The sequence below is a fragment of the Serratia sp. LTN-2 genome (assembly GCF_059740205.1).
Genome location: NZ_JCAXDO010000032.1, coordinates 1 through 15,832, shown reverse-complemented (window position 1 = coordinate 15,832; position 15,832 = coordinate 1). Strand labels below are relative to the sequence as shown.

The 15,832-nt window shown below is 58.8% G+C and carries 13 protein-coding genes; all 13 read right to left on the bottom strand.

The window, feature by feature from the left end:
• Positions 1 to 40: 40 nt before the first annotated feature.
• Complete coding sequence (repA, locus tag AC6BYQ_RS27110; RefSeq protein ID WP_072274589.1) at positions 41 to 292, bottom strand: replication regulatory protein RepA; 252 nt, start codon at positions 290 to 292, stop codon at positions 41 to 43.
• A 158-nt stretch (positions 293 to 450) separates the two neighbouring features.
• Positions 451 to 1,242: a TraX family protein gene (locus AC6BYQ_RS27105; RefSeq protein ID WP_261451967.1), complete on the bottom strand. Its 792-nt coding sequence runs from the start codon at positions 1,240 to 1,242 to the stop codon at positions 451 to 453.
• A gap of 13 nt (positions 1,243 to 1,255) precedes the next feature.
• Positions 1,256 to 1,810 (bottom strand): phospholipase D family nuclease, encoded by a 555-nt coding sequence (locus tag AC6BYQ_RS27100; protein WP_038883548.1) that lies wholly within the window; start codon positions 1,808 to 1,810, stop codon positions 1,256 to 1,258.
• A complete protein-coding gene (locus AC6BYQ_RS27095; RefSeq protein ID WP_038883546.1) occupies positions 1,803 to 2,021 on the bottom strand; it encodes a hypothetical protein in 219 nt (72 codons plus the stop codon). Before AC6BYQ_RS27095 ends, AC6BYQ_RS27100 begins: the two co-directional genes overlap by 8 nt.
• Before the next feature lie 78 nt (positions 2,022 to 2,099).
• The gene (gene traI / locus AC6BYQ_RS27090) at positions 2,100 to 7,379 is read right to left on the bottom strand and encodes a conjugative transfer relaxase/helicase TraI (RefSeq protein ID WP_261451956.1); all 5,280 of its coding nucleotides are present in this window, start codon (positions 7,377 to 7,379) and stop codon (positions 2,100 to 2,102) included.
• Positions 7,379 to 9,577 carry a type IV conjugative transfer system coupling protein TraD gene (gene traD, locus AC6BYQ_RS27085; protein WP_261451953.1) on the bottom strand — a complete coding sequence of 733 codons (2,199 nt, stop codon included), beginning with the start codon at positions 9,575 to 9,577 and terminating at the stop codon, positions 7,379 to 7,381. Before traD ends, traI begins: the two co-directional genes overlap by 1 nt.
• On the bottom strand, positions 9,567 to 9,776 hold the full coding sequence (locus AC6BYQ_RS27080; RefSeq protein ID WP_033641525.1) for a hypothetical protein: 210 nt from the start codon (positions 9,774 to 9,776) through the stop codon (positions 9,567 to 9,569). The genes traD and AC6BYQ_RS27080 overlap by 11 nt, the downstream gene beginning before the upstream one ends.
• Positions 9,777 to 9,778: 2 nt before the next feature.
• Complete coding sequence (locus AC6BYQ_RS27075) at positions 9,779 to 10,309, bottom strand: hypothetical protein (protein WP_261451949.1); 531 nt, start codon at positions 10,307 to 10,309, stop codon at positions 9,779 to 9,781.
• Entirely contained in the window at positions 10,306 to 13,137 is a 2,832-nt protein-coding gene (traG, locus tag AC6BYQ_RS27070) for a conjugal transfer mating-pair stabilization protein TraG (RefSeq protein ID WP_309149096.1), read from the bottom strand. The genes AC6BYQ_RS27075 and traG overlap by 4 nt, the downstream gene beginning before the upstream one ends.
• A gap of 1 nt (position 13,138) precedes the next feature.
• Positions 13,139 to 14,506 (bottom strand): conjugal transfer pilus assembly protein TraH, encoded by a 1,368-nt coding sequence (gene traH, locus AC6BYQ_RS27065; RefSeq protein ID WP_261451942.1) that lies wholly within the window; start codon positions 14,504 to 14,506, stop codon positions 13,139 to 13,141.
• Entirely contained in the window at positions 14,503 to 14,916 is a 414-nt protein-coding gene (locus tag AC6BYQ_RS27060) for a hypothetical protein (RefSeq protein ID WP_261451941.1), read from the bottom strand. Before AC6BYQ_RS27060 ends, traH begins: the two co-directional genes overlap by 4 nt.
• Positions 14,909 to 15,448 carry a type-F conjugative transfer system pilin assembly thiol-disulfide isomerase TrbB gene (gene trbB, locus AC6BYQ_RS27055; RefSeq protein WP_261451939.1) on the bottom strand — a complete coding sequence of 180 codons (540 nt, stop codon included), beginning with the start codon at positions 15,446 to 15,448 and terminating at the stop codon, positions 14,909 to 14,911. Before trbB ends, AC6BYQ_RS27060 begins: the two co-directional genes overlap by 8 nt.
• A complete protein-coding gene (locus AC6BYQ_RS27050; RefSeq protein ID WP_261451916.1) occupies positions 15,435 to 15,749 on the bottom strand; it encodes a type-F conjugative transfer system pilin chaperone TraQ in 315 nt (104 codons plus the stop codon). Before AC6BYQ_RS27050 ends, trbB begins: the two co-directional genes overlap by 14 nt.
• Between the last annotated feature and the right edge of the window lie 83 nt (positions 15,750 to 15,832).

Here is a 15,832-nt window from a genome sequence, read left to right as displayed (position 1 = left end):
CTCACGGCTACAACGATCAAGAATGTGATGTCGTTGCATTTCAAATGTGTCTTGTCGACTCCATTTCAATCAATCGCTCAATCATTTCGGCCTGTGTAATACCTTCTCGCTCACACATGCTTTGAAGTTGATGCTTGAGTGAGTCTCTAACAAAAACACGGACTTCTTTGTGTGTGCCTTTCTTCCGTTCCAGAGATATTTGTTGCCGTTCAGCGGCGCTTAACGGACTCCCCTTACGGTAAGAACGTTTTGTTCTCGATGAGGAAGTTACTACGCTTGCGGCTTGTGACATCCCAGCCTCCCCAAGGATCTAAAAAGGATCATTTAGCAGAGACTACTACAAAAACCTTGGCTTAGCAGCTTCAAAGCGATCTTTTCTATCTAGAACCAATGATATTGGCGGATATTGGCCTACATACTGAGATCTGCATCACCGATTTTTTTACCGTCTTAACGAACCAACCAGGCGAGCAACGCCAGCATCAACAAGTGCCCGACATAGCCGTATAAGAAAAATCCTCGCGGCAATAGGCGCCGGTGATTGCCCTGGACACCAGGAACAGCCAGTGGAAACGACCCCATAATCAACAGTGCCGGTAACACAAGGCTGGCCAGCATCATCGAGACTGGTAGATCGGCGTTGAGCATCAACACGCTAAGGGGCCAGGAGATGATGGACAGGCCCCGTACCGGCCAAACAGCCGTTACATACCCCGGAAGAGAAACGCATAACCCATAACTGGCCAACAACACCAAAATGCCGGCAGTACCGTAAGTTCCGTCTGTAGCACCATACACATCCCACAAAAACAGCAGAACGCCACCGACCAACAACGGATTAGGCGAGCCTTTGCTTATTGGCCGTGAAGCCAGCACAAGCGCTTGCGTTACCACCGCAAACAAGAACAAGATGTTCGGATCAGTTAATGGCAGCCCGTCATAGCGCATCACCAGCCAGTAGCCCGGCTGGGCAACCGCGGCCCATATCCACAGCCGGGTCGCCTGCGCCTGCCGGACAGGCCGCGACGCCAGGTTGTACCCCCACAGCAGCGCAAACAGCGGAAATGCCCCCCGTCCCAGCAGCAACAGCACAGGCTCATGCAGCCCCAGCGCCCGGTTGGCGTGGTCGAACACCATCAGCACCAGCGCCAAAAATTTCAGTACGTCCTGCTGCAGCGGGGTGAAACGCACCACTTCGCGCACCTGCCGCAGTTTTCCGCTGTGCGGATCGAACATTGCCATCCGATTTCCTTTCTTAGTAAGTCGACTGCCAGTCCTGGCCCTGCGCCCAACGGGATTGCCAGTGAGCCAGGTACTGTTTGGCCACTTCCGGCATGTCGCGCAGCACCACCACATTTTCTGAGTTGGCGCGATGTGCCGATCGGCTGAAATTAAAGCTTCCCGTTTCTGTCGTCACGCCATCCACGACGATCACCTTGTCGTGCAAAATTTTATAGCTGTTCACCGTCCTGACGTTCACGCCGGCGTTAGCCAGTAGGTTCAGTGCCGCCCGGCCGGCGCCGTTCTGGTTGGCCTTCGCATCGACCACCACCCCGACGGCCACCCCACGCCGGTGCGCCGCAATCAGCGCCCGCGCCACCTCCGGCGAAGTAAAGGCGTACCCCATCAGGCGAATATCGCGCCGCGCTTCGCCGATAACGCTCAGTACCAGCTGCTGCGCCGTCCCTTCCGGCGAAAACCCCACCTGTACCGCCGGCGTCGCCAACAGGGGCGATGCCGGCAGCCAGCCGCTGAACACCAAGGCGGCAACGCCAAACACGCGGGCGGGGAGTCGCGGTGCCTTATTCATGCGGAGCCGCCTTGTTCAGCCGCGCCTGCAGGTGCTTCATGCCCATGAAGACCAACAGCAGCAACGGGACGAGCGCATTGCGCCAATACAGCGGCAGGTCGCTCAGCACGTCCCACTGCACATATCCCCAGAGCGTCGTAGCTCCGGACAGCAAGACAGCAGTGGTTAACAAGACGCCCTGCGTCGTTGATACGTTTTGGGTTGTGTTCATCCGTTCTTCCTTTTGGTAATGCCGTGCGGGGCAGGGGCTCGTCACCTGTCCCGCGCGGCGTTGGACAAGCGCAGCGCGTCAGTCGCCGCCCAGGGTTTTCTCTTTGTTCAGTTCCCGCTCAGAATGGGTATCCCGCACCAGATTCTGTTCATCCTGCTGCAGCCGGCTGCGGGTCGATACCGGCTCGCGCGCCACCTGGCGGACAGCGGCATCGCGCAGCAAGGCAGCATCCTGGCCCGTCACTTCCCGCATGACCGCCTCCGGCAGACGGTCTTTCACGTCTTCGGCGCGCAGTTCGCCGCGCGCAAGCAGTGCACGCAGCTGTTCGTCATTAAGCCCGGCCAGCCGCTGCGGATCAGGAGCGTTCGGTTCACTGCCCAGTTTGTCGGCCTGCGCCTGCAGTTCACGCTGCAGGCGTTCTTCCGGGCTTTCCGGCAATTTGATGGCACTGTCGGACGCGCCGCTCTCCCGTACAGTGGCCTTGAGCATCTCGTCATTCACCCATACCCTGCCGCCGGTCATCGCCTGGGGGTTGAACGGCACGTCGTCCCCCTGCAGCCGCACCACCACGCCACTGTCGGGATAGCGCGCCGCCAGCCGGATACCGTCCTGCATCGTCCCGGCCAGACGAGTTTCGTTGTTGCGACTCCCCTGCAGCGCCACAAATTGCGCGCTGTCACTGCCGAGCACCCGGCCCTGCGTCGGCAGTCCGCCGACGCTTTTTCCCTGTGTGTCCGCCAGTGGCGCCAGCCAGGCGCCGGCCGCTTTGCCGTTGGCGTCATACATCGGCAGCATGGCGTGGGGCTGCGGGTATTTCTTGCCTGGCGACACATAGTGCGCCAGCGTGTCGCCGGTAAGTTGGCTTCCGCGCAGCACCGCGCGCCCCAGGGCGTTGTCGGATAAAGAGACAGCTTTGCCGTAAAGGTCGGCCGCCGCTTTCTGGCTGCCGGGCGCCATGCCCAGCACCGCATCATGGGCCGTGGTGCGCGCCTTCGCCTTGCCGATGGCTTTCAGCCACCCGGCTTCGTTATCGGTGTACACCTGCACGTGCTCCTTGGCGCGCGACAACGCCACATAGGCCGACGCCCGGTTGACCAGCGGCTCACGCCCGCCTTCCACACCCTCGAGCGTGATGGCAAAGCGTTCGCTCGCCCCCTGGGCACCGTGGGCGGTGATGGCATAGGCCAAATCGACGTGCCGGTCTTGTTGCTGCTCGCGGGGATTGACGGTACGGGTCTGTTGCCCATCGGAAATAGTGACCATGTCACCTTTTATCATCTCGACTGTCCAGGCGCTGTTGGCCACATGCCCGCGCTCGACGTCCGATTTCGAAAAGCGCATGCGGTCGCCCACGCTCACCTCGATGGTGCGCGGGTTGTACAGCGTGACACCTTCGCGCACCGCACTGGCCGGGGAAAACTGCCGGGTGTTTCCCTCACTGTCCTGCAGACTGACGGTACGGGACTGACTGTCGATGTCGGCCATGCGGTAGTAGGTGTTATCCAGTAGGACGACGGCGTCCCGGTTGCGCGCCCAGGTATCCAGCTTGCGCAGCTCACCGTCACGAATATTGGCGGTCTCAAGGATAGGCAAGGTGATGGACTCGCCCTTCAGCTCACCGGCCGCCTTACGCTCGCCGTGAATGCCAGCATTGATGATGTGCCGGTCGGCATTGAGGTGGGTGATAATCAGCGTATCCTGACGGGCTGCCTCGGTACGCCCCAGGTAATCACTGATAATCGCGTCATGAATATCTGGAATATCTACCGCAAGTTCCATCACCGACTTTGCCGGCACCCAGGCATTGGCTTGTCGAGGGACATTGGCCGGCGCCACCGAACGCACCACGTCCAGCGCGCCGGGTACATCGTTATCAATCATCTTGTACACCGCCGGCTTCAGCTCGGGAGTCTGGCGCACAATCTCTTTCATGACAGCCATGTCGATGGCACTGCGCCCCTGCGCCAGCCGGAACGGAGCGCCCGGCGCAATCGCCTCCAGCTGAGCCTCGTCACCGCTCATCACCGCGCGGCCGTTGCCCTCGGCAATCAACGCGTAGGCGCGAGCCATGTCGCTGTTGCCCACCATCGAACTCTCATCCACCACAAACAGGGTGTTGCGGTAGTCAGGTTTCTCCCCGCCGGCAACCTTCAGACCCTCATCGTGCAGGAACGATGCCAGGGTTTGGGCATCGACGCCGGCCGCTTGCATTTCCCCGACCGCACGGTGCGTTGGCGCCAGCCCGACCACGCGGGGCCGTTCACTTTCAGGCAACTGGTTTATCCCGGCCAGAACGGCTCTGAACTGGGTGGTTTTCCCCACGCCCGAATAGCCCTGGATCGCCACAAACCGGTCGGTCGTACCGAGAATGAGGTCAACACTCTCTTTTTGCCCCTGTGTAAGCGAGCTTTGACTTGATGCCAGTTGATTTCTCGCCGATCCACTCATCAGCGCCGGCATACTGTCTTTGCCGTCGGCGATCAGACGAATAATGCTTTTCTCTGCCTCGAAGCTGCCGCGAGAGACCAGCAAATCAGCCCCGACGCCGCGCGCGACATCGACTTTGAGCAGCTCCCCACGTTTGACCTGCGCCTCGATTTCCTTCTGGATAGCATCTATCGACACACCTTCGGCCGCAAAATCGAGACTACCGGCGAGCAGTTTGGCCTGGCTAAACGCGACGCTATCCCCTTCCAGCGTCGGAATGGCCAGATGAATGGCCTGCTGCGCCGGAGTAAACAGTGATGATTTTTGCCCGGCGATCGCGGCATCAAGCCCCTCCTCACCGGCAAGTTGTTTGACCTGCTCGCCTGCCAGACGGTACGCCGGATGCTGGGCCACTTTCTCCTGCGTCTTGCGCGCATCGAGCGCTGAATACAGGGTGATGTGCCCGCCGCTGCGCGCGATGCCACTCAGCGTGGCGCTGTTAAGCTCGTTTTTCTTCACCGCGGCATAGACCGTCGCCGTACTGCTCACCGATGCGCCGAGGCTTTCCACATACGCCGGCGCCACCTTGACGGCGCTGAAGACATCGCTGCCGACCGCAAGCGCTCGGTCCGCCGGCTTCTGCGTCGCATCCGGCTCTCCGGCCACGCGCACCTGCAGCTCGCCGGCGCCGGCACGAACAACCGTCAGCGCCGTGCCTGCCTTCAGCGCATCCTTGCCCCGTCCTTCCTGACCCAGCACCCGCAGGCGTTCGCCGTCGGCAACACCCATCGTACCGGCCCGGAACAACGACCAGTCCTTGTCCACCTCTTTGATGGCTAAAGTTTGCTTTTCACCATCGGCGTTACGCAACACCAGGTTACGCGTTTGCGTGCCGACCCGGTCGATAACGAACCGCTCGCGCTGCCGGCTCTCCGCATCCCAGCGTTCCATCACCATGCCTTCCCGGTAGGTATCGATGGCGCCCCGATTTTTGCTGTCCAGCCATACCGGTGTCAGTGTCGCAACGGTGGTCTCTTCGCGTCCCAGCAGCCCGGTATCTTTCAGCTCGTCACGTATCATGGCCGTCAACATTCGCTGGTCGGCCGGGCCGTTTACCTGCGCAACCGCCGGCCGGTCTTCAGCCAATGCCTGCACCACACCTTTGGCCAACTGACCGAAGCGCTGGGCCTTGTCCGGCTCGCTCACCACCTCTGCCACCGCCGCCTGACGGCCACTGAACTGATAGCGCGGTACACCGGCCTCCTTCATGACGGCGAGGGCATTGCCCGTCCCCTTGCGCTTTTCGGTATCCATCAGCACCAGCTGGACGTTGTTACGCACCGCGCCATCCAGCAGCGCCACGGTCTCCTTGAGCGTCAGTTTTTCCGCCTGATCAACGACCAGCGTGCTGTTCGGCGTAAACAGCGCCTCGCTGCCGAGCGCGGCGCGCGTTACCACGCGGTTTTCATCGAGATGGACGCTTTGCTGCAGATACTGCTGTGACTGCCGGTCAACGGTCAGCACGGTGGCGTCACGGCCCTGCTCGCGTGCCAGCTCCACCACTTCCGCCACGCGGGAACGGTTCACCGATGCCCCCCCAATGCCCGACAATACCGCCATCGCCGGCGCATGCTGCGCAAGCGTCTGCACAGCATCGCTGTAGGTTGGTATGCTGCCGGTGCGCGGGTCAGACTTTGGCGCGCCTATCACCACCGCACTCTCGTCAAGGTGCGTGCGGCTCAGCTGCGCCACGCTCAGCTCATCGAGCAGATGAATATCGGAGGTAAAGACGCCCTTCTCCTTGTCGAGCGGGATAAGCTGCTCGCGCTCGATGGCGCGGTCGATGCCGTCACGTACCGCGTCCAGCATGCCCGGCTCCCCAGAGAGATAGCTGATAGCCTTGTTGGCCACCTGGTTGTGCGTGAAGTTGACCTGCCGGTCAGAGAGCGCTGAAATGGCCTGCCCCACGGCCTGGTCGACAAGCACGTCGCCCCCCGCCTCCAGCGGCGTTGGGGACGGCGTCACCATCGCGCGAGACTGCGCCTCGGCCTGATACGATTTGGGATCAAAACCGGTGGCCTTCATTTCCTGCATCCAGGCGACAAACAACTCGGCCTGGTCAGGCGTGACCTTGGCCTTGCGGGTATCGAGCGTAGCCATATCCCGCGACTTGAGTGACGCATCAGGGCCGGCGGCGGCGTCGATGGCGTGACTGCGCTTGGAGAACGGCTCCCTTACCGCCTCCGTTCTTTTGAACTCCCACATGCCATGCGGCCCGGTAGTTTCGGTCTCGTACCCCATGGCCTCGACATCCTGACGAAACACGTGGCGGTATATCTGTCCAATGGCCACCTGATTGGCATACACATTCTCGATAAACCCGGTCTTGCCGACCGTATCGGAGGACAGGGTCTGCCACTTGCCGTCATGTTGTGTGACGTTGGCCACCACCGCATGGGTGTGCAGCTGTGGGTCAAGGTCGCGTGAGGTATCGTGGTTAAACAATGCCACCACCAGGTTGCCGGTCAGTTTGGTCTCGGAGACGCCCTCGGTCATGCTGCGGGTCGAGGCCAGTTTCTCTACCTCGCGCACCGCGACTTCTACCGCGTGGTTATGCGCGGCGATAAGGCGTTTGTCGCCGCCCAGCATCGCCATGATGGAGACGCTTTTGGGCGCCGAGAACGTCAGGTCATAGCCGGGGCGGTGTTTGTTCTCGCCACCGACCATGCGGGTCAGGTCACTGCCGTCCGGTAACTTACCTTCCAGCACGGCCACGAAGTCTTTGACGTCCACCTTGCCAGACAGGCCCAGGGCTTCCGCCCCCTGCCCCACCCAGCGTTCGTCCATGCTCCCCAGCACGTAGTAGTTGTCCTGATGGGTGTAGTAGTCGCCGGCTTTACCGGCAGGGCCAACCTGGCCAATGCTCATCATCAGAATTCATCTCCCGGTTCGCTGTCCCCATGATGAACTTCGGCCAGTTCGCGCCGATGCCTGTCGATATTGATGTTGGTCTCTTCCCGGCGCTGCATGGCTTGCTGCCCCATGGCCTGCTGCTGCGCCTGCCAGGTTTCATACTGCGCAATGTCCACCACTTCGCCGTCGCCACTGATACCGGGGGGCAGCTCCCCCCGTTCTGCATCATCATCACCGGGCGCCGGTTTCTGTTTCAGTTCCGCCTCCTGCCCCCCTGTCGCGGTGGTAGCAGCTGACACGACAGGCACGTCACTGGCAGGGTTCTCTGTCGGCACTGTGCTCACGGTAGCGACAGGGGCATCAGCAGTTTCGTTCGCACTTGCCGCCGGCAGGATAGGGGTAGCAGCGAACAAGGCATCCATATTGCCGGTCTCGGCTTCCCGCATTTCGATCGCCGATACAAGCCGCCCATCGGCAGCGGCATCCATCTTGCGAGGCTCATAGGGGTGCGCGACCTGCCTGACTTTTTTGTACACCATCTGCAGCCTGACGGCCGGGTATGGCCCCGGCAGCGTCACATAGCAGCACAAATCAGGCAGCGTCTGGATGTCGCTGTAGCTCACCAGTTGCATGCGCTCCAAATCCTTACCGACGGACACCCCGTCCCTGACGGGGTCGGCCCCGTAGGAAAACTGTTCAGAGGCCTTGCGATACTCTTTTTCACCGACTTCGCCGGCGGCGAACTCGGCACCCACGCGATCCGGTACGCTGAAGAGGAAACGGGTGCGCAGCACCCCGAACAGGGTGGCCGCCGCCTTGACGCCATAAATATCTTCAAGCTGAGAGTAGGTCTGGAATCCCAACACAAAGCATCCGCCGAACTTGCGCGCTTCCGGCACGATGGACACCAGATCCGGCAGTTTGTGCAGGGTGGGTAATTCATCGGCAAAAATCCAGACGCGGCGGTCCGGGTTCTCGCCCATCGACAACAAGCTGTGTGAGGCGATAGAGAGCCACATGGAGATCAGCGGTTTGAGCGCCTTGTGGCTGGCTGAATCGGAGGTCAGGAACAACCAGCCGTTTTTGCCGTTGTCCTTCACGCCGCGCATCCAGTCACGGATGGTGAACGGTGCCCCCAGTTTCTCCACGCCCTGCATGTAACGCAGTGCCTTGGCATAGTTGGTCAGCACGCTGCGAATGGAGATGGCGGTCTTCTCGATTTTGCCGTCCACCAGGTTGGCCGCCGGTGTGCCCTCCAGATAAGCACGCAGCCGCGGCAGATCGATGGACAACAGCGTATTGAGCAACTTGGCGTAGCTGCGGTCTTCGTCATTGCGCATGCGGTAGGCCGCTTCCACAAAGATGGTGCGGGCCGACCCCTGCCAGAACGGATCTTCGTTGCTGCCCATGGGGATAAGGATATCGGCGACGTTCTCAAAGTCCGGCAGTGTCAGACATTCCGACCATAAATCCCAGCCGACGCAGCGTGCATCCTGCGGGTTGAGGATTTTATCGTGCTGCGGATCGTAGTAGTCTTTGACAAAATCACAGGACTTGTCGTAGACGATAACCATGTCACCGCGTTTGCGTGCATAGTCCATCAGCTTGCGATACAGCCGTGACTTACCCGTACCGACGCTGCCCATGGCGCAGAAGTTTTTGACCTCGCTGTTTTTTAGCAGCGGCAGCCCATCAATAATGATATCGGACGCCATACCATCGCGTTTGAGCATGTTGGCCACCACCGCAGGGTTATCGGTGAGTGTTCGCCCGCCGGTTATTTCATCCTCGCTCTGTTGCTTGCCCTGACGGCCAAGTATCCACACGGTGACCACGAATCCCGTCACACACGCAACGGCCGCCACGATGCAGGCAAAGATCCCTTCACGCCAAATCAGCTGACCGCAGTAGGAGACGTAACTGTCGAGCAACACCTGTTTGGCGGTGTAGGTCAGCGTCTTGCCGTAATAATCCAGGTGGTAGAGGGTCTCTGACGGCGATATGCTCGGCCAGCCTTCCACCATCCAGACCCACCAATAAATCAGGCCGTTCGTGAGGTTCTGGATGGACACGCGCCACAACAGCGTGCAAATCGCCACCAGGAAGAAGGCGATAAACAGGCAGTAGAAAATCAGGTTGCCGATCTGCGTGAACATACGCAGGCGCATAAAGGCGATCTGCCCGCCCTGCGTCATGTCCTTGGCGTTAAAGCTCATCCACACCTCCCTTTGCTACGGCCAGAATGCAGGCTTCACGTTCACTGTCGGTTAATCGACTGAGAGCCAGCAGGGCACCGCGCATCACATGAGAAGGACTGTAGAGGGGGTTCTCAGCCACCATACGCTGCAGACGCCCAAACGTACCGTCATCGAGCCGCAGGGTGGTGGTATGCGTTTTGGCAGAGATCTTAGCCACCGTTACTCACCTCCCTGTTTGCGGGATTTGATAAGCTCCAGAGCGGCGGTAAATGCTGAAAGACGATAGCGGCCAATATCCATATTAAAAATGAACACCATCATTACTGTGAAGAAAATAAGCGGTATGATATATGCCATAGAACCTAAAGCACTATTCGCCGCCAAAACTGATAATATCAGCACCAGTGATAAAAATACCATCGCGTAGCTTTTTACTTTTTTACTTAACAACTCCAACACCTGCGAACTCTCTCTCAATTGAACTGGTAGTGAGAGATACAAGCTCCGTCCATTGACAATGCTTACTGATATTAAAAAACCAAGAAACGCACTCATTCCTGTTGCAATGAGTAATTCAGAATCCCTTTGATCAGCCAAAAAGAAACTAACCAGTGGGCATAAAACCATCCAGATTTCCATTAGTATTGCAGGTTTAACACAAGAAAAGAATGATGGTATCTCAAGTTGTTCATCCATCAGTTCTTTCAACTGTGCAGCCTCATCTTTTATTATCTTATGAGTAACAATCATTTAGCACCCCGCTCTTTATTGAATTTATCTTGCATGGCTTGTGCCTGTGCCATCATTTCATCTTGACTACTTGCACCTGGTATACCTTCCTGCTTCTCTTTTTCAAGACTATATTTTAAATTTTGTGCAGCTCGTGTTGATGAATGATTTTGCTGCAGTTCGTTTCTCTGCCCTTCAACATTTTGCTGTTGGCTATGAATATCTGTCTGAATTTTTTGTTGGGCTGTTTGGTTATTATCAACCATACCATTAACCTGAGCCCCTACATCATTACGTATTCCGGCCTGTGCTGTTCTTTTTTCAATCGCGCTCTGGTGATTGTTATAGTCAGCCTGAATATCCTGGCCGGCGCTTCCGCCACCAACAGACCCCATGCCGGCGCCAAGCGTACCGCTGCTGGACTGATATTGTGCATCCACCTGCGGCGCCACCTGTTCACGCACAAAATCACGCGCAAGCGACTGACGCGCGGCAACGGCGTCCTGCGATTGACCGGTCAAAATGTTGCCGGCATCGTTTGGTGCCTTGTCCATCACGTACTGCGCAAACTGCTGGCTCAGGTTCTCGCGCATATCGCCACTGAGACTCTCGGTACGAGAAGCCTGCTGTGACAGCTCCTGGCTGCGGGTATGTGCACTACTGTATTGTTCGTAGCTGCTCTTGGCGCCTGACAAGGACGAAGAAAGCTGATCAATGCGCGAGTCCGCATTGTTATCCGTATGACTGCCGGACTGACTGGTGCGCTGGCTGGTCAGGTAGTCCATCCCTTCCTTAAAGTCAGCAGCGGCCTGGGCGCTCTGGTCGTGACGCGCATCCTGACTGCCACGCGTGCCGCTACTAGCAGAATGAGAATCTGTGTCGCTCCCTCTTTTGTCGTAACTTACGCCCATATATCCTTCTGCCGTTACACCATTCCCCAACACTTTCAATCCACCACTTGCGGAAACACCAGCTCGCGTATTAAAGCTCGCGGTATCAGTAACGGCTCTCGACGCCAACTCCTGCGTTGCCTGCTCTTTGCTGACATTGTTGGCGTTGGCATAGCTTTCCACCGCGCTCGCCATTTTGTGCGCCGCGATGCTGGACTGGCTGTTTTGCGCCGTGTCGGCACCACTGGTCATGCTGTCGCTGCTGCCACGCTGGCCGGTAAACTGCGACAGTTGCGTCCAGGCGCTGCTGATATTGCTGTTGAAGCCCTGCATGGATGTCTGTGCCTGGGTCTCGGCTTCCCGCGCCATTTCCTGCTGCGCGGTCGCAATCTGCTTCGTCACGCCGATATCTACCGGCAGTTTGGACATCGCGCCGCTCGCATCCCAGACGCTGCTGCCATCGCCCGTGCGGGTCTGTGTACCGCCGGTCGGCAGTTGCGCGGTCATCTGGCCGGCACGCACGCTGCTGTTGGTATCCCAGGTGTTACCCTGCACGTTGCTGGTTTGCATGTTTTCGAAGCTGTAGTTGGCATCCGACACGCTCATCGCCGCCGATGCCGCCGAACTCTGGTAGGCGCCGGTCATGCTGTGGCTGACGCTCATCAGCCCCTGCCCCAGCCCTTTGGCGATATACCAGGAGATAAACGGGATCATGCCGGAGATATAGCCGGCGGTATTGGCCAGATCCGAGTAGTTCAGCTTCACCGTGGACAAATTGCTCAGCACCACGGGCGAGCCGGCCTTCTGGGCATAAAAGGCCATCGCGCTGTTGAGAATGGCGTACAACAGGGGCCAGCTCATTACCCACAGCCAGCCGAATACATAGGCTTTGGCCACTTCCTTGCCCTGGTTAACCATGCCGATCACCACCAGAATGGGGAACATCCCCATCATCATGCCGATCAGGATGACCTGCAGCAGCGGCAAGGAGCGCATCATCACCTGCCCGAGCGTCGCCTGGGACAGACGCTGCTTCTCGATGGCCGACGTGCTGGCGATGTTGAGCATGCCTGCTGTGTCACCGCTGCGCGCCGAGTAGCTCATGATGCCGCTGCGCAGGCCGTTCATGACGATGTTCTGCTTGATGATGTCGCTGGCCGTCTTCTGGTTCTGGTAAAAATACTGGTAGCTGTTCCCCAGCAGCTGCCCGAACAGCAGATCGCGGTCTGGACGCCCCCCAAGAATGCGCCGCGCATAATAGCTGTAGGTCGGACTGCCGGTTTTCGCTTCCAGGCCCAGCATGTTCTTCAGCGGCATCGCGGCTTCTTCACAGGTCTGGAAACGGCCGTCCTTGTTGAACACACCGCGAAGCGGACTCGGCTGGCGGAAGATCAGCGCATACGGATCTTCGGAATGCATCAGCTCCTCAAAGCTGTACTTGTGATTGAGCAGCATGTCGCCCACCACACAGTTCTGTACATAGTCGGCAAACAGGTTGGCCAGCTCCGGGTTCTGGGCGGTGAAGTCGGTGCTTCGGGACACCAGTGAGGAGCCGAACAGCATGCCGGTTTTGCTGTAGGTCACCGCATCCGGCTGGCTGAACACCATTTCGTAACTCAGCACCATGGCGTAACCGATGCGGGTGATGATGGTCGCCGGCAGCACAATCCCCAACGGCACATTGGCCACCCGCTGAATCGAACGCTGATTGGACAGATCGATGATTTGCACCGGCTGCGCCTTGGTCAGCAACGCCGAGGAGAACACCAGCACAAACACCCAGCCCAGGATATCCATCAGGTCGCGGCGGGCGGTATACCGCGCGGCCAGCACCAGCACGCTGATGGCCACCGCAAAATTCCGTATCCAGTCCCAGGTATCCGTCTGCATAAAGGCCGCGACCGCGTTAAGGTTCTGCGCCAGCCACTCCGATCCGCCGATGACATAGATTTCCGTCATGTTACTGCGCCTCCCCGAACTGGTAGTTGTTCTGGTAACGCGTCAGCAGGCGTGCCGACACCTGCTGGCGCATGTAACGCATCTGCTGCTCGACGACCAGCAGGGCATCGGTCTGCACCTGAACGCGCGATTGCAGGGAGGCGATAAGCTGCCCGGCCTGCGTGAAATTGTCATTAATCACGTCGATAGTCGACTGCGGGTAGTTCCCGGTTGCCAGCATGGCGCGCGCGCCGCCCATCAATTCCTGCAGGTACTGCATCAGGATGTCGTACCCCACGTAGTCGGCCAGTTGGTGCACCATCGCGTTGGACACGCCGAGCATCTGTGGGTCGGTCAGGTACGTCAGCAACGGCACATGCGTGCTGGAAATCAGCCCTTTTTCCTCGTCGCTCAACTTATCGTCGCTGCGCGCCTTGTTCTCGATACTCAGCAGCATCTTCTTGATTTGCCCTTTCAGGGCCTTGTCACTGCTGATGGTGACATCAGTATCAGCCACCACCTTCAGGCACTTTTCGCTGTCGTTACAGTGGTAGATTTTGGCGCTCCCCCCCTCCATCAGTGCCTTGATGATGCTCTGATCGGTGGTACGCGGCGGCAGCGGCGTGATTTCCCCGTTGGGGCCGAACACCAGCGAGCCGGTCAGCGTCATCACGAACTCCTTCAGCTCCTTGTTGCCGTCGAACATGCGGTTTTTGGATAACGCATCCCACATAATGTTGATATTCTTGGAGATGCGCTCCTTGTCTTTGTCCCCGGCCTTATCCAATACCGAATTCATTTTCCCGCCCACAGTGCACCCCTGCTGTGACGCGGCCCAGTCGGCGAAGATGTTGGATTCGCCCGCAATGTCCTGGCAGATTTTCTTCTGATAGACCTGCGTGCGTGGGAACAACCCGCCGACAATGCCCTGCGCCGCCTGGCAGCTGCTCATGTTCATGCCATTGATGTCGCTGGCCATTTTCTGGATGAAGTCCTTGGCGTCTTTCAACTCCGGCACGGTGGTCTGCAAAGCCAGATCGAAGAAGTAGCCGGCGGCGTTGGACATGATCTGTTTGGTGAAGCGCTGCAGCTGCTCGCCGTTGATAAAGCTGAACGCCCCCAGGTACGCATCGATGCCGCCACAGCCGGCATTGATATCCGGCAGCGACATCGAGATCAGCTGTATTTGTTTCACGCCGGTGCGGGCGTAAATCGAACCGCCCGACGCATAGCCGGCCGCCTGCCCCTGCCAGACCGCCGGCGCCGTGGTGTTGGACGCAAACCCCAGCTTGTCAAAAAACTGGTTCATGTCGCTGTTCATGTCAGCGATTGCCGGCGCAGCGGTCGCCAGCCCCAGCGTCAGGCCGATAAAGAGGGCTCGTAATTTCATGCATCCTCCCGGTTCAGGCGAGACTGGCGGTACATGCAGCACTTTTGCCACAGCAGGGTGGTATAAAGGCTAAACAGCCCCAGACTCTCAAAGACCAGTGCGACCGCGAGGCACCCGGAGGACAGCGCGGCAAACATGCCAGGCATGAAGTACATCAGTACGTTCCACATAGTCATCATATGAAACTCACGAGTGTCCGCAGCGTACTCTTTGACAAATGCATGCCCAAACCACCAGTGGCTGACCATCCAGAGCGCGACGGCCGCCACAAAAAACAGCACCGTCAGATGAAGAAAAATCATAAGCCGCGCGCTGTCGCGCTTGTATTCCGCACGCGCGCTGGCAACACGCTGTTCGGGAGACATCGCGCTCTGCTCAACAGTAATGATGTGACGCCCTGATTTATTCACGATGGTCTCCTCTTAACGTCGCTTCCTGTAACACGGTATCCAGACGCGCCATAAAGCCGCGCTCGTCGCTGGCTCCCTGGATCATCGGGTAGGTCGCCAGCGTATTGACGTTCACCAAAAACGTTGTCGGCGAGGCCACCGGCAGGCCGGGGAAGAAGGTGCGCATCACCTCCGGCGGCGCCGGGATGGCCTCCGGAAACGTGGCATCGCCCTGGCCGTCGAAGGTGTAGGCGAACACGGAAAAGCCGACCCGATCCGACAGCGATTTCAGCAGCGGATCAAACTGGTGGCAGTACGGGCAATGCCCCTGCATAAACAGCACCACCTTCCAGTCATTGAGGTTGACGCGCGCGCCGTTGCTGAGCGTAAACCAGCGCGGCGCTGCCGCCGGCTGCGGTGCAGGAGCGGACGACGCAGATGACGCCCGATTGACGCCGGGATTTTTCTGCAGCGCCGCTATCTCATCAATCGTGGAGCCGTGCGCCAGCCCGGTTAACAGCAGCGCCAGCCAGGCGATGTTAGCGATCCGCATTCTGCACCTCTCCGGCCCCGTGCTGTTTGTCTGTGGTCGCCGGCGACGGCGCCTGTTCATGATGTGCCGCGATATAGGCCTGTTTTTCCGCTTCCTCACGCTGCCGTTTGGGGACGCGCGCCAGCTCATCGAGGATTTTGTAGCCGCCGCACACCGTCAGGGTGAGCGCGATAAACTCTGCCAGCGTCACCGCCATATCCGGCGCCCGGTGCACCAGGCCGGCCACAATATGGAACCAGATCCCGAAGGCCGCGACCCAACCGCCGGTCGCGTCGATGTCAGGGAATTTAAATTTACGCATTCAACGCTATATGAACGCATCCCGTTTGCAAGGCTTCCGTGGCTTTGACGTTGACGGTAGGTTGCAGCTCTATATCCGGCCTT

Bases quoted from the DNA above. Each gene is read 5' to 3' on its own strand.
- repA (WP_072274589.1), bottom strand. From the start codon at position 292: ATGTCACAAGCCGCAAGCGTAGTAACTTCCTCATCGAGAACAAAACGT.
- AC6BYQ_RS27105 (WP_261451967.1), bottom strand. From the start codon at position 1,242: ATGGCAATGTTCGATCCGCACAGCGGAAAACTGCGGCAGGTGCGCGAA.
- AC6BYQ_RS27100 (WP_038883548.1), bottom strand. From the start codon at position 1,810: ATGAATAAGGCACCGCGACTCCCCGCCCGCGTGTTTGGCGTTGCCGCC.
- AC6BYQ_RS27095 (WP_038883546.1), bottom strand. From the start codon at position 2,021: ATGAACACAACCCAAAACGTATCAACGACGCAGGGCGTCTTGTTAACC.
- traI (WP_261451956.1), bottom strand. From the start codon at position 7,379: ATGATGAGCATTGGCCAGGTTGGCCCTGCCGGTAAAGCCGGCGACTAC.
- traD (WP_261451953.1), bottom strand. From the start codon at position 9,577: ATGAGCTTTAACGCCAAGGACATGACGCAGGGCGGGCAGATCGCCTTT.
- AC6BYQ_RS27075 (WP_261451949.1), bottom strand. From the start codon at position 10,309: ATGATTGTTACTCATAAGATAATAAAAGATGAGGCTGCACAGTTGAAA.
- traG (WP_309149096.1), bottom strand. From the start codon at position 13,137: ATGACGGAAATCTATGTCATCGGCGGATCGGAGTGGCTGGCGCAGAAC.
- traH (WP_261451942.1), bottom strand. From the start codon at position 14,506: ATGAAATTACGAGCCCTCTTTATCGGCCTGACGCTGGGGCTGGCGACC.
- trbB (WP_261451939.1), bottom strand. From the start codon at position 15,448: ATGCGGATCGCTAACATCGCCTGGCTGGCGCTGCTGTTAACCGGGCTG.
- AC6BYQ_RS27050 (WP_261451916.1), bottom strand. From the start codon at position 15,749: ATGCGTAAATTTAAATTCCCTGACATCGACGCGACCGGCGGTTGGGTC.